Origin of the sequence: Mesorhizobium sp. WSM4898, assembly GCF_029625845.1 — a bacterium.
Lineage (GTDB): Bacteria > Pseudomonadota > Alphaproteobacteria > Rhizobiales > Rhizobiaceae > Mesorhizobium.
Genome location: NZ_JARTVQ010000002.1, coordinates 178,615 through 191,049, shown reverse-complemented (window position 1 = coordinate 191,049; position 12,435 = coordinate 178,615). Strand labels below are relative to the sequence as shown.

Sequence of the window (12,435 nt, the reverse complement as noted above, 5' to 3'; positions counted from 1 at the left end):
CATACGCTTGCCATTAGCGAAAGCTTCCGCCGCATCGTCATCCACGGGCGGAGCAAGGAGCGAAGCGACGCGGCGCAGACCCGAGGATCCATTCCGTGACGGTAAGGCGTTGCTACCGTGCAGAATTCTGCTCCTCTGCGCCCTTCGATCGAGGTCACGGAATGGATCCTCGGGTCTTCGCGTCCGCTTCGCTCCCGCTCCGCCCGTGGATGACGAAGTTCAGGCGTTTTCGCCAGCCGCAAATGCCGGCGCGGATAGCAACTACGCCTTCTCGCCCGCCTTCGGCCAGTAGGTGCCGAAGGACCAGACATTGCCTTCGGGGTCGAGGCAGATGAACTCGCGACTGCCATAGTCGCGGTCGACCAGTTCCTGGGTGATCCTGGCGCCGGCCTTCTTCGCCTTGGCATAGGCGGCATCGGCGTCATCGACGGCAATGTAGATGGACTTGCCGCCGCCACCGCCGGGCTCGCCGACCATCTTGCCGTAATCGTCGTCGCGCGCGGTGCCCAGCATGATCATCGAGGACCGAAAGGTCAGTTCCGCGTGGTGAACGATGTCGCCATCGCCATAACGGGCGCGCAGTTCGAAGCCGAAGGCCTCGCTGAGCCAGTCGATCATCCTAGCGGCGTTCCTGTATCGCAGGGCTGGATAGAGACGGGGTGCTTCGTTTGTTGCTGGCATGACAATATCCCTGTGCTGGTTGAATGGATGCCAGTCTGTGCGAAGGCGGTTTCCACGTCTTGAAGAAATGTTACCTCGCCTGAAGCTTAGATCCACGTGGCGAGCCCGGATGGCGTTTCGCCGGCAAGCTGACGGAATTCGCGCACCAGATGCGCCTGGTCGGCGTAGCCGCAATCGGCGGCGATGCCGGCCCAGTTGTCGTCCTGCCGCTTCGACAGCGACAGCGCGCGGTTGAAGCGCACGATGCGTGACAATGTCTTCGGGCCGATGCCGGTCGCGTCGGTGAATTTCGCCGCCAGATGCTTGCGGCTCCAGCCGATCTCGCTGGCGAGCGCCGAAATGCGGGTGGGGCCGCCCGATGCGATGACCGTCCGGTAGGCCCAGGCGATTTCGGGCGAAAGCGCATGCGCGTCCGCGAGTCGGCCTGCGATGAAACCCTCGGCAATGTCGAAGCGCTTGTCCCAATCCGACGCTTCGCCGAGCTGTTCGCGCAGCGCGATGCCATCAAAGCCCATCGCATCGTCCAACCCGACCATGCGGTCGCGCAACTCACTCATCGGCAGGCCGAAGAATTGCCTGGCGCCAAGCGGCGTGAAATTGACCTGGACACAGCAGGCGGCGCCGAAGGATTCGATCATGACCGGGCCGGCATAGAGACCGGCGGCGAAGCTGGCGTAGCGATCGTTGTCGCCCGGGCTGCGGCCGAGCCCGATGGCGAAGGCTTCGGCGAAGCTGATCACCAGGGGTACGGTCAGCGAGGCATATTCGACCATGCGGAAATGGCCGGGCAATATTTCCCGATAGCCGCAGATATCCGTGACGATGCCTGCGAGCGGGGCGGCGGGTTTGCGCCGCACCATCTCGGAATGGAGGGCGGGAGAGCGAGTATCCTCCCGATGGCGCTCCGTCTCGTCGGACATGCCGCAAGCCTAGCAGAACACGCTCGCAAAAATCAAAAGCGCCCGGCAGGGCCGGGCGCTCCGAGTTGCTCCACACTTTTCCTGGATTGCTTTAGGCGCCGCGCATCAGGCAGCCGCCGGCGAGCACGACATAGGCGATGAGCATGATCCACACCGACGCGAGAGGAATGAACGCAAGAAGGCCGAGAGCGGCGAGAAGGCCGATGGCGGCGATGACCAACGAAATAATGAACACGATCTGCGTGGGCGCACTAAGATTCATGTCTGGTCCCTCCAACATGATTCGCAACACCCGAATTCTACCAGCAGGACAGTCACACACCAATGAGTTGGCGTAGGGGATTGGCCGGGTCGGCAAGCAGCTTCACCGCCAGCGCTACACACACGATCACCAGCAGCGGCTTGATCAGTCTTGCGCCGATTTTGATGGCGAGGCCTGCGCCGAGGCGGGCGCCCAGAAACTGGGCGACACCCATCATCAGACCGATCTTCCAGTCGATGACGCCGACGGCGGCGAAGACGACGAAGCCGCCGATGTTGGAGGCGAAATTGAGCAGCTTGGTGTGCGCGGTCGCCTTGAGCAGACCATAGCCGGCAAGGCTGACGAAGGCGAGCATAAGGAACGAGCCCGTGCCTGGGCCGAACAGACCGTCGTACAAGCCGATGGCAGGCACAACCGTTAGGCCGAATAGGAGCGGTGACAGACGCTCTGCGCGGTCAACGTCGTTCATGTTGGGTTTGAACACGAAGTATAGAGCGATCGCGATCAAGAGAACCGGCAAAAGGGCACGCAGGAAGTCGCCGGGCACGATCGTCGCCAGCAGGGCGCCGATGGCGCCGCCAACAAGGGCCAGCAGCGCGGAAGGCAATTGTCGGCGCAAATCGACCTGGCCGTTCGCGGCATAGTGGATCGTGGCCGAGCCGGACCCGAACATGCCCTGCAGCTTGTTGGTGCCGAGCGCTGCCACCGGAGAGAAGCCCGCCAGGAGCAGCGCCGGGATGGTGATCAGGCCGCCACCGCCGGCGATCGAATCAACGAAGCCCGCCGCGAAAGCGGCAGCGGTGAGCATGAAGACAGTCTGCAAGGTAAGGTCGATCATCGGGCTGTGGGTCAAGGCGGGGGACGGCTGCTTCCATCATGCTTAGACAGTTTGCGCAAGACCGATTCCACGCTAACAATTTCAACGGAATCGCAAGGGGAGGCTTACGGCGATGGCGCTGCTCGACCAGATACGTTCGATCTTCGACGGCGACCCGGGCGTGCGCAAGGTAGCGGACGATCCGGTGCTGTCGGCCGAGCTTCTGATGCTGTTCCGGATGATCCTGGCCGACGGCGCGGTGTCGGAGAGCGAGATGGTAGCCTTCCGGCACATCTGCAAGGAAGCCTTCGGCATTCCCGAAGCCTCGATCGACAGCGTCGTCGAATATCTCAACGACTACGGCTACGAGACCAACGGCTCACAAGCGATCGCGCTGTTCCGCGACCTCGATGTCGAGCGGCGAAAGCTGCTTGCGCGCCACATGGCCGAGATCGCGAAGGCGGATTCCAAGCTTGCCGAGAGCGAGGTGAAGCTGCTGCGTCGCACGCTCGACTTGCTCGACATCAGCCCGGTGGATTTGGTCAAACCGGAGGGCTGAGCGCGGGCTCGCGGCTTACCCTTGTTCCTGCATGCGTCGCGCGATCGCACGGTGAAGGTCCGGCGCCGCCGCGACCAGCGCCTGCGCGGCTTCCGAGCGCGGGCTGTCGAGCACATCGGCCGTCCTGCCGCGCTCGACTATCTTGCCCTCATGCATGACCAGCACTTCGTCCGACATGGCGCGGGCAACCGTCAGGTCATGGGTGATGAACAGATAGGCGATGCCGAGCTTCTGGTTAAGCTCGGCGAAGAGGTCGAGGATCTGGGCGCGGATCGAGACATCCAGCGCCGAGACCGGCTCGTCGGCGACGACCAGTTTCGGGCGGGTGATGATGGCGCGGGCGATCGATAGGCGCTGGCGCTGGCCGCCCGAGAATTCATGCGGATATTTGTCCATGTCGCGCGGGCCGAGTCCGACCTCATGCAGCGCATGCGCGACCATCTCGCGCCGCTCGGCTTTCGACGGCTGGGTCTCGAGAAGATGCAACGGCTCGGCAACCAGCTTCTCGACCTTCTGGCGTGGATCGAAGGAGCCGTAAGGGTCCTGGAAGACAACCTGCATGTCGCGCCTGGCCGGCTTCAGCTCGGCCTCTGACTTGCCGGTGATGGTTTGGCCGCGAAAGCGGATTGAGCCCGCCGTCGACTTGTCCAATGCCAGGATCATGCGGGCGAGCGTGGATTTGCCACAGCCGGAACGGCCAACGAGGGCTACCGACTGGGCCGGCTCGATGGTTAGCGATACATCGTCGACGGCGTGGATTGGCTCTGCCGCTCGGAACAAGGATTTGCGCCGACCCGGATAGTCGCGGCTCAGGCCTTCGACTTCGAGCAGCGGCTTTGCCGAACCGGCAAGGTGTTTTTTGGGCCGCGCCGGCACATGCATGGAAGCCAGCGCCAGCTCGCGCGTGTAGGGGTGGTGTTGTGCCGACAGCGTGCGCGCGGTGTCGCCGGCTTCCATCACTTCGCCACCGCGCAGGATGGTCAGGCGGTCGGCCATCTCGGTCACTACCGCAAGGTCGTGCGAGATGAGCAGCAGGCCCATGCGGTTTTCGCTGACCAGATCGCGCAGCAGGTCGAGGATCTGCGCCTGCAGCACCACATCGAGCGCCGTGGTCGGCTCGTCGGCAATCAGCAATTTTGGCTTCAGCGCGCAGGCGATGGCGATGACGACGCGCTGGCGCTGCCCGCCGGAGAGCTCATGCGGGTAGCGCGACAGTGGGAACTTGGCTTCCGGCAGGCCGACACGGTCGAGCATTTTTCGCGCGCGATCCTCGGCCTCGGCGCGGCCCGCCCTGGTGTGCCAGCGAATGCCCTCGGCCACCTGCTCGCCGATGGTCTTGACTGGATTGAGCGCCGTCATCGGCTCCTGGAAAACCATGCCGATGTCGTCGCCGCGCAGCGCGCACATCTGGTCCTCGCTCGCTGCAAGGAGGTCGATGCCGTCGAAAGTGACGCGTCCGCTGGTTTGAGCTAGATGCGGCAGCAGGCTCATGATCGTCAGCGCCGTCATCGATTTCCCGGAACCGGATTCGCCGACCAGGCCGACCACCTCGCCAGGCGCAATCGCAAGCTCGACCTGCTTCAGGATCCGCGTTCCGCCGATGACAAGCGATAGGTTCTCGATCTGGAGCAGGCTCATCGCCGCCGCCGCGATTTCGGATCGAGGATGTCGGCGATGCCGTCGCCGAGCAGGTTGAGCCCAAGCACGGTCACGATGATCGCCATGCCGGGAAAGATTGCCATCCACGGCGCCGTCACCATCCGCGTCTGCGCGTCGAACAGCATGCGGCCCCAGCTCGGCATTGGCGGCTGCGCGCCCAGGCCCACATAGGAAAGCCCCGCTTCGGCGAGGATGCCCAGCGCAAACTGGATCGTGCCCTGTACCAGCAGCAGCGTCGCGATGTTGGGCAGGATGTGCTCGACAGAAATCTGCGTCATGCCCTTGCCGGCAGCGCGCGCGGCGAGGATGAATTCGCGCGGCCAGATCGCCAAGGCGCCGGCGCGGGCGACGCGCGCGAAGACCGGGATGTTGAAGATGCCAATGGCGATGATGGCGTTGACGGCGCCCGGCCCGAAGATGGCGGTGATCATGATCGCCGACAGTAGTGCCGGGAAGGCGAAGACGAGATCGTTGATGCGCATCAGCGCCTCGTCGGCAAGGCCGCCCCGCGCCGCCGCGAAGGCGCCGAGCGGCACGCCGATGCCCATGCCGATGCCGACCGCCACGAGCGCTACCGCGATCGAGTTGCGTGCGCCGACCATGATCATCGAAAGGATGTCGCGACCGAAATGGTCGGTGCCGAACCAATGCGTCCACGAGGGCGCCTGCGTCTTGTCTGCGATGACCAGCTTGGTGACGTCGTAGGGCGTCCATACAAAGGAGAGCAGCGCAATCGCGGCCACCAGCAGCGTGATGGCGAAGCCGATCAGAAAAGAGCGGTTGCCGAAGGCTTTGGCCAGAACCCCGGCAAGCGTTTCCTCGGGCAGGTCGACGCGCATTATCATTGCCGGCCCCTGAGCCGCGGATCGACAACGGCGTAGGAGAAGTCGACCAGCAGATTGACGGCGATCACGGCGGCGACCAGCAGCATGACGACGCTCTCGACGACGATCAGGTCGCGCTGGGTGATGGCTTGGAAAACCAGCCGTCCAAGCCCCGGCAGATAGAAGACATTCTCGATGATGATGGTGCCGGCAAGCAGGAACGCGAATTGCAGGCCGAGAATGGTGAGCACCGGGATCATGGCGTTGCGCAGCGCGTGGCGCCAGAGCACGGCGCGGTAGGGCAGGCCTTTGGCGCGGGCGGTGCGGATATAGTCTTCGTTGAGCACCTCGATCAGCGCCGAGCGGGCGACGCGCGCCAGGATCGCCGCCTGCGGCAGCGCCAGCGCGATGGCCGGTAGCAGCAGCGATTTCACCGCCGGCCAGATCCCGGCGCCCCAGCCAGGAAACCCACCCGCCGGCACCAGCCGCAGCCAGACGGCGAAGAGATAGATCAGCATCAGCGCGAACCAGAAATTCGGCACGGCAACGCCGAGTTGGGCAGCGCCCATGGCGAATGTGTCGCCGGCCCGGCCCTGGCGGCCGGCGGAAAACACCCCGACCGGAATGGCTATGACGGTCGACAGCGCCAGCGCGATTAGCGCCAGCGGCAGGGAAACGACGACGCGCTCACCCACGAGGTCTATGACGGGAACCGAATAGGTGTAGGAGCGACCGAAATCGAGGCTGAGCAACCCGCCCGCCCAGTGCAGGTAGCGCAGGACAAGCGGCGCGTTCAGGCCCATCTGGTTGCGCAACAGCTCGACCTGGTCGGCGCTGGCGTTGAAGCCCAGCATCAGGCGCGCCGGGTCGCCAGGCAGGATTTCCATCACCGCAAACACCACCATCGAGGCCAGCACCAGCGTGATGGTCGCGATGATGAGGCGCTTGAGGAGATAGGTGGCCATGGGAGGCGATCAGGCGACCGCGCCGGCGTCAATCCGTCCACTTCACCTTGGTAAGGTCATTGGCCTGAATCGGTGCATTCTCCCACAGGCCCTGCAGCTTCGCGTCCCAGACCCCGACCTTCGGCAGCTCGTAAAGGAAGCCGACCACGGCGTCGTCGGCGAGGATCTTCTGCGCCTCTGCCAGCAGTTCCTTCCGCTTCGCCTCGTCCGAGGTCAGGTTGAGCTTGGCGATGATGGCATCGAAGGCCGGGTTGTCGTAGTTGAAGTAATAGTCCTTGCGCGAATAGATATCGATGTCGTTCGGCTCGGTGTGGGAGACGATGGTGAGGTCGTAGTCCTTCTTGGTGAAGACCTGATCCAGCCATTGCGCCCATTCGACGGGGATGATCTCCAGATCGATGCCGACATCGCGCAGATCGGACGCGATGATCTCGCCGCCAAGCCGCGCATAGGACGGCGGCGGCAGCTTCAGCGTCGCCTTGAAGCCTTTTTCTAGGCCGGCTTCCTTCAGCAGTTCCTTGGCCTTGTCGACATTGTGCGGATAGAGGCCGGTGAGGTCGACATAGTCTTTGTTGGCGGGCGACATATGCGAGCCGATCGGCACTCCCAGGCCCGCCGAGGCGCCGTCGATGATCGCCTTGCGGTCGAGCGCGAAGGAGATGGCCTGGCGCACCTGGAGCTTGTCGAAGGGCGGCTTCTTGTTGTTTATCGAAAGAATCGTCTCGCCTTCGGTGGAGCCGATCACCACCTTGAAACGCGGGTCGTCCTTGATCTGAGAGACGCTGTCGGGATCGAAGAAGGGGAAGGCCTGGATGTCGCCCGAAAGCAGCGCCGGCACGGCGGCGGCGGCGTCGGGTACGATGCGGAACTCGACCTTGTCGAGCGCAACCGGGGCACCCCAGTAATTATCCGACTTCACAAGCGTGATCGACGAGCCCTTGGCCCAGTTCTGGAACTTGAAGGGGCCGGTGCCGACCGGCTTTTCCTTGTTGGTGTCGGCCGATTTCGGCGACACCATCACCGCGTCGCCCCAGCCCATATTGTACAGGAAGGAGCCTTGCGGGTTTTTCAGCGTGACCTTCACCGTCGCCGGATCGACGACATCGACCTTGTCGATCTGCGCGAACAGCCCCTTTTGGGCGTTGACCGAATTGTCGGCCCGGGCACGGTCGAGAGAGAATTTCACGTCGTCGGCGCTGAAATCGCTGCCGTCGTGGAATTTCACGCCGGTGTGCAGCTTGAAAGTGTAGATCTTGCCGTCATCCGAGATGGTCCAGCTTTCGGCAAGGTCGGGGATCACCTCGCCGTTCGGACCGATGCGGGTGAGACCTTCGAAGACATTGGCGTAGAGCACCTCGTCGATGGCGGCGGCGGCGCCCGCGGTCGGATCGAGATGCGGGGGTTCGAGCGGAATGCCGATGACGAGGTCGGTACGGGCCGAAAATGCCGACGTGGCGGCCGCGAAAGTAAGCACAGCGGCGGCCAAAATGGTCTTCCACAATTTCATTGCCGAACTCCCATACGGTCAAACGGACAAGCCCAGCGGATAGAAGCGTGATTTGGCCTGTGAGTAAATTGCGTTTCGTGCTGCCGGGTGGCGCCAAGGGAAATGTTTTTCCCGATCAGCCGGTCGTACCGCGCAGCAGCACGTTGAGGCCGATCGCCATTACCTTGGCCGCGTCCACCATGTCGGCGATGCCCACCCATTCGTCCGGCCGATGCGCGAGATCGAGGATGCCGGGGCCATAAGCGATGCAGTCGTAGATCTGGCCAATGCGGGCAACATGCTTCTGGTCGTAGGTACCGGGCGAGATGACGTATTCCGGCTCGCGGTCGAAGATTTCCATGATGCCCTTGGCGACGGCTTTCACCACCGGCGCGTCGCGCTCGGTCATCAGCGGCAGCACCTCCATCAGGTCGCGGATCTCGTAGTCGAACTTTTCTCGCTCGCGCTTCAGCCGGTCGAGGATGCCGGTGACTTCACCCTTGACGGTGGCGAGGTCTTCCTCGAGCAGGAAGCGGCGGTCGATGGTCAGCCGGCAGGAATCCGGCACGTTGGGCGAGGGCAGTCCCGGCCGGAAATCCTCGGTCTGGCCGCCATGGACAGAATTGATGTTCATGGTCGAGCGCCGGGCGCCCTCGGGCACCACCGGCATGCGCGTCACCTTGCGGTCGAGCGCCGGGAAAAGCTCGTCCTCGAAGGCCTGCACGACGGCACCCATATGGCGCACCGCGTTGTCGCCGAGGAACGGCATCGAGCCATGCGCGATCTCGCCCTTGGTCTCGATCTCGGCCCACCAGACGCCGCGATGGCCAAGGCAGATGCGGTCCTTGTTCAGCGGCTCGGGGATGATGACGTGGTCGACCCTCGGCTTCGAGAAATAGCCGAGCTTCGCCAGATGGGCGACGCCGCCGAACCCACCGGATTCCTCGTCGACCGTGCCGGATATTTCTATGGCGCCGGGAAAGTCGGGATAGACCTCCATGAAGGCTTCGGCGGCAATGACAGAAGCCGCCAGCCCGCCTTTCATGTCGCAGGCGCCGCGGCCGTAGACCCTACCTTCCTTCACCAGGCCGGCGAAAGGATCGACGGTCCAGCCTTCGCCGGCCTCGACCACGTCGATATGCGAGTTGAAATGGACGCAGGCACCGGGCGAGCGGCCGTCGAAGCGGGCGACGACATTGACGCGCGGGTAGCGGTCGGTGTCGCCGGGCGTGCCTTCTGCGCGAATGAATTCGGTTTCGAAGCCGAGCTTCTTGAGGCGCATGCCGAGATACTCGGCGCATGGCCGGTAGGCCTCGCCGGGCGGATTGACGGTCGGCAAGCGGATGAGCTCGGCGGTCAGCACTATCAGGTCGTCGACCCGGTCATCGACGGCCCGGAGGAGTCGTTCATTCATCCTGCCGATTGAAAAAGCAACGCGGCGCTTTTGCAAGCTGCCTTTCGCGGCTGCCGGACAATGATTGAGGGCGGGCTCGCGCTTAAACCGTTGAGAGTGGGTGGCGGCCCAGCAACTATGACGGGAAATCATTCAAATTCGCGAAATCGAATTGGCGAATATGTCACGGAGTGTGTGGTACTTAACGCACCTGCCGGCAAAAATGATGGAAAAGAACCACGTGATGGCAGGGGGCAATCGAAGGGGTTCATCGCATGAAAAAGTCCATCCTCATGGCGGCCGTGCTGGCAACCACGTTGCTTGGCACGTCGATCGCAAGCCGGGCGGCTTCGCTGGTCGCCAATATCGACGTCTCGACGCAGACGATGACCGTCAGCAGATACGGCCAGGTGCTGTATCGCTGGAATGTATCGACGGCCCGCAGGGGCTACTTCACACCGCGCGGCAGCTACCGGCCGCAATGGACCGCGCGGATGTGGTACTCGCGCAAGTATGACAATTCGCCGATGCCGTATTCGGTGTTCTTCCGCGGCGGCTACGCCATTCACGGCACCGGCGCCGTGAAGTATCTCGGGCGTCCGGCCTCGCATGGCTGCGTGCGCCTGCATACGGCCAATGCCGCGACTTTCTATTCGATGGTGAAGGAAGCCGGCTACGGCAACACGCGAATCGTCGTCACCGATTGAAACGGGCCGGAGAGGGCTGCCTAGGCCGCAGGCAGCATTTGATGGCTGCGCCTGCTCGGAGCGTTGCAGCAATGCCGCACATGCTTCGAAAACAAACAGCTTATACTAGCGTGAGCATCGCCGAAGCTGGTTTGCATGACGGCGCAGTGGTAAGTACGAAGCGTTGTTCTGGCTGCTTGGGGACTTTAATGTATCGATTTCTATTGAGCGCTGCGATCGCGGCAACCGCAACCTCGGCTTTTGCTGCCGATGCACCCGTTCTTCTGGACCAGGAACTCGCGCAGCCGCATATATCAGGTTATGGCGAAATCTATCTCGGAGGTCTCTATTTCGCGACCCCCGGGGACGACTCGGATGGCACGACTGCCGGCGGCGCCGTTCGGGTGAATTTCCCGATCGACGCCCGCTGGAACATCCAGACCGACGCGGTGATCGATTCGCTTTGGGTCGAAGGCACGAACATCTACAGCTACGGCGGTGCGATCCACGGTTACTGGCGCGATCCGAGCTCATATGCGCTGGGTGGATTTGCTACGATAAACGGATTTGGCGGCGATAACGGCATCGGTGACGCAGACCTTTACACTTTCACCGTCGGCCCGGAGGCACAGGCCTATTTCGGCAACGTGACGATCTACGGCCAAATTTATTATGGCCAGTTGCGGGCCAGCGGCTTTTCGGAGCATTTGGACAACTGGGGCGGCCGTGGAGTGGTGCGCTTCTTCGCCCAGGACAATCTCCGTTTCGATGGCGAACTCGGGTTCTCGAGGCTTTCCGCGGATGGTGGCCACCTCGATACTGTCACAGCCGCCTTGCAGGCTACATACAGGTTCGATGGGACGCCGTGGTCGGTATTCGGGCGCTACCAGTTGGATCACCTGACCATCTCGGAGGCTTCAGGCAGCGTGAACATCCACAAATACGTGGTTGGCCTGCGGGCAAGCTTCGGCTCGGACACACTGCTTTCCGAGGATCGCAACGGTGCCACGATGGATACGTTCCGGCCGAACTTCACCATCCCCGCTCCGCTTTGAGACAGCAGAACCTGGAGCCGCGTGGACTTGGTCCTCGCGGCTTTGCGTTGCGCATTGGACGCAACACGCCTAGCAGCAGGCTATTTCAAAGCGGTTTAGCGTTTGATCCAGACGAAAGCGATCTGAACGTTCTGGGCCGCTTTAGCTGATCTTGGCCCGCTCACGCCGCTTACGTCGCCGGCCGCTCATCTCCCAGCGCTTGTGGAACCACATCCACTGTCCGGGATCCTCGCGCACCCAGCGCTCAACGACGTCGGCGAGCAGCTGCGTGGTGGCGTGAACATCGACGCTGCCGGTTTCGGTGCGCGGCAAGTCGAGCTTGTCTTCGATTTCCAATCGGAAACGGTTTCCCGGCAGCCTGACGCAGCGCGCCGGATAGACATCGCAGTCATAGTGGCGGGCGAGCATCCCCAGCACGGGATTGCTCTGGCAGGGGCGACCAAAGAAGGTCGTCTCGACGCCGTTCGTGAATTTCTGATCGACCAGCACGCCGATATTGCCGCCGTTTTCCAGGATGGCGGCAAGGGCGAACGATGCGCCGGTCGAGGACGGCAGCAGGCCTCCCATGCTCGAGCGGCGTGTCGAGTGGATGTAGTCGGCAAGGTAGGGATTGTTGGGCGGGCGGAACAGTGCCGTGATGTTCATGCCGAAGGTGGCGGCGGCGACCGGCAAAAGCTCGAAATTGCCGAGATGGCCGGTGAACAGGATATGCGGCTTCTTTTCGCCTGCGATTTCGACGAAATGCGCGATGCCGCTGACCTCGACCCGGCCCGGCTTGGCGGCATTCGGGTCAAAATCGAAGAGGGCATCGAGGAAGATGTATTCGGCGGCAAGCCGGGCCATGTTGCCCCACATGTCGGACGCGATGGCCTCGATTTCGGCATCGCTCTTTTGCGGATAGGCAAGGCGCAGATTGTTGACGGCCACCCGGTGCCGTCCGACCATCGGCCCGATGCGGCGGGCGACGCGGTCGGCGAAGTTGAGCGCGCTGTCAGGCGGCAAAAGGCGCAGCAGGCCGATGACCGCCATGGCAAGCCGCGCCACCAGCCAGTGCTCCATTTGGCGTAGCCGCCGGCCATAGCGGAACATGAAGTCCCGGCGGGCTTTCTTGAGTACCTTGCCGACCAT

Annotated in this window: 13 protein-coding genes; 3 read left to right on the top strand and 10 right to left on the bottom strand. The window is 63.0% G+C overall.

Annotated features, from left to right (window positions below):
- Positions 1-261: 261 nt before the first annotated feature.
- The 4 genes from P9228_RS08400 to P9228_RS08385 all read right to left on the bottom strand — a co-directional run bounded on the left by P9228_RS08400 (position 262) and on the right by P9228_RS08385 (position 2,701).
- Positions 262-681: a VOC family protein gene (locus P9228_RS08400; RefSeq protein WP_095801926.1), complete on the bottom strand. Its 420-nt coding sequence runs from the start codon at positions 679-681 to the stop codon at positions 262-264.
- Positions 682-767: 86 nt separating this feature from the next.
- On the bottom strand, positions 768-1,601 hold the full coding sequence (locus P9228_RS08395; RefSeq protein ID WP_278052994.1) for an AraC family transcriptional regulator: 834 nt from the start codon (positions 1,599-1,601) through the stop codon (positions 768-770).
- A gap of 91 nt (positions 1,602-1,692) precedes the next feature.
- On the bottom strand, positions 1,693-1,863 hold the full coding sequence (locus P9228_RS08390) for a hypothetical protein (protein WP_082954093.1): 171 nt from the start codon (positions 1,861-1,863) through the stop codon (positions 1,693-1,695).
- A gap of 52 nt (positions 1,864-1,915) precedes the next feature.
- Entirely contained in the window at positions 1,916-2,701 is a 786-nt protein-coding gene (locus P9228_RS08385) for a TSUP family transporter (protein WP_127245699.1), read from the bottom strand.
- 112 nt (positions 2,702-2,813) lie between these two features.
- Between P9228_RS08385 and P9228_RS08380 the strand changes: the two genes are divergently transcribed.
- Positions 2,814-3,239, top strand: coding sequence for a TerB family tellurite resistance protein (locus P9228_RS08380; protein ID WP_066999766.1), 426 nt, complete (start codon positions 2,814-2,816; stop codon positions 3,237-3,239).
- A 15-nt stretch (positions 3,240-3,254) separates the two neighbouring features.
- Here P9228_RS08380 and P9228_RS08375 read toward each other — a convergent pair whose 3' ends face one another.
- The 5 genes from P9228_RS08375 to P9228_RS08355 form a co-directional block, all read right to left on the bottom strand.
- On the bottom strand, positions 3,255-4,877 hold the full coding sequence (locus tag P9228_RS08375; RefSeq protein ID WP_095825656.1) for a dipeptide ABC transporter ATP-binding protein: 1,623 nt from the start codon (positions 4,875-4,877) through the stop codon (positions 3,255-3,257).
- Positions 4,874-5,743: an ABC transporter permease gene (locus P9228_RS08370; RefSeq protein WP_067329386.1), complete on the bottom strand. Its 870-nt coding sequence runs from the start codon at positions 5,741-5,743 to the stop codon at positions 4,874-4,876. Before P9228_RS08370 ends, P9228_RS08375 begins: the two co-directional genes overlap by 4 nt.
- Positions 5,740-6,687, bottom strand: coding sequence for an ABC transporter permease (locus tag P9228_RS08365; RefSeq protein ID WP_127214088.1), 948 nt, complete (start codon positions 6,685-6,687; stop codon positions 5,740-5,742). Before P9228_RS08365 ends, P9228_RS08370 begins: the two co-directional genes overlap by 4 nt.
- A 28-nt stretch (positions 6,688-6,715) precedes the next feature.
- The gene (locus P9228_RS08360) at positions 6,716-8,194 is read right to left on the bottom strand and encodes an ABC transporter substrate-binding protein (RefSeq protein WP_278052993.1); all 1,479 of its coding nucleotides are present in this window, start codon (positions 8,192-8,194) and stop codon (positions 6,716-6,718) included.
- Between the two features lie 115 nt (positions 8,195-8,309).
- Positions 8,310-9,587, bottom strand: a complete 1,278-nt coding sequence (locus P9228_RS08355; protein WP_278052992.1) for an acetylornithine deacetylase/succinyl-diaminopimelate desuccinylase family protein — start codon at positions 9,585-9,587, stop codon at positions 8,310-8,312.
- Positions 9,588-9,841: 254 nt separating this feature from the next.
- Between P9228_RS08355 and P9228_RS08350 the strand changes: the two genes are divergently transcribed.
- Both P9228_RS08350 and P9228_RS08345 read left to right on the top strand, forming a co-directional pair.
- The gene (locus tag P9228_RS08350; protein WP_278052991.1) at positions 9,842-10,273 is read left to right on the top strand and encodes a L,D-transpeptidase; all 432 of its coding nucleotides are present in this window, start codon (positions 9,842-9,844) and stop codon (positions 10,271-10,273) included.
- Positions 10,274-10,476: 203 nt separating this feature from the next.
- Positions 10,477-11,307 (top strand): hypothetical protein, encoded by an 831-nt coding sequence (locus P9228_RS08345; protein ID WP_095801920.1) that lies wholly within the window; start codon positions 10,477-10,479, stop codon positions 11,305-11,307.
- A 141-nt stretch (positions 11,308-11,448) separates the two neighbouring features.
- On the opposite strand, the gene P9228_RS08340 is transcribed toward P9228_RS08345, so the two are convergent.
- Complete coding sequence (locus P9228_RS08340) at positions 11,449-12,435, bottom strand: lipid A biosynthesis lauroyl acyltransferase (protein ID WP_278052990.1); 987 nt, start codon at positions 12,433-12,435, stop codon at positions 11,449-11,451.

Excerpts from the sequence above, each read along its gene's own strand:
- P9228_RS08400 (WP_095801926.1), bottom strand. The coding sequence starts at position 681 with ATGCCAGCAACAAACGAAGCACCCCGTCTCTATCCAGCCCTGCGATAC.
- P9228_RS08395 (WP_278052994.1), bottom strand. The coding sequence starts at position 1,601 with ATGTCCGACGAGACGGAGCGCCATCGGGAGGATACTCGCTCTCCCGCC.
- P9228_RS08390 (WP_082954093.1), bottom strand. The coding sequence starts at position 1,863 with ATGAATCTTAGTGCGCCCACGCAGATCGTGTTCATTATTTCGTTGGTC.
- P9228_RS08385 (WP_127245699.1), bottom strand. The coding sequence starts at position 2,701 with ATGATCGACCTTACCTTGCAGACTGTCTTCATGCTCACCGCTGCCGCT.
- P9228_RS08380 (WP_066999766.1), top strand. The coding sequence starts at position 2,814 with ATGGCGCTGCTCGACCAGATACGTTCGATCTTCGACGGCGACCCGGGC.
- P9228_RS08375 (WP_095825656.1), bottom strand. The coding sequence starts at position 4,877 with ATGAGCCTGCTCCAGATCGAGAACCTATCGCTTGTCATCGGCGGAACG.
- P9228_RS08370 (WP_067329386.1), bottom strand. The coding sequence starts at position 5,743 with ATGATAATGCGCGTCGACCTGCCCGAGGAAACGCTTGCCGGGGTTCTG.
- P9228_RS08365 (WP_127214088.1), bottom strand. The coding sequence starts at position 6,687 with ATGGCCACCTATCTCCTCAAGCGCCTCATCATCGCGACCATCACGCTG.
- P9228_RS08360 (WP_278052993.1), bottom strand. The coding sequence starts at position 8,194 with ATGAAATTGTGGAAGACCATTTTGGCCGCCGCTGTGCTTACTTTCGCG.
- P9228_RS08355 (WP_278052992.1), bottom strand. The coding sequence starts at position 9,587 with ATGAATGAACGACTCCTCCGGGCCGTCGATGACCGGGTCGACGACCTG.
- P9228_RS08350 (WP_278052991.1), top strand. The coding sequence starts at position 9,842 with ATGAAAAAGTCCATCCTCATGGCGGCCGTGCTGGCAACCACGTTGCTT.
- P9228_RS08340 (WP_278052990.1), bottom strand. The coding sequence starts at position 12,435 with ATGGTCGGCAAGGTACTCAAGAAAGCCCGCCGGGACTTCATGTTCCGC.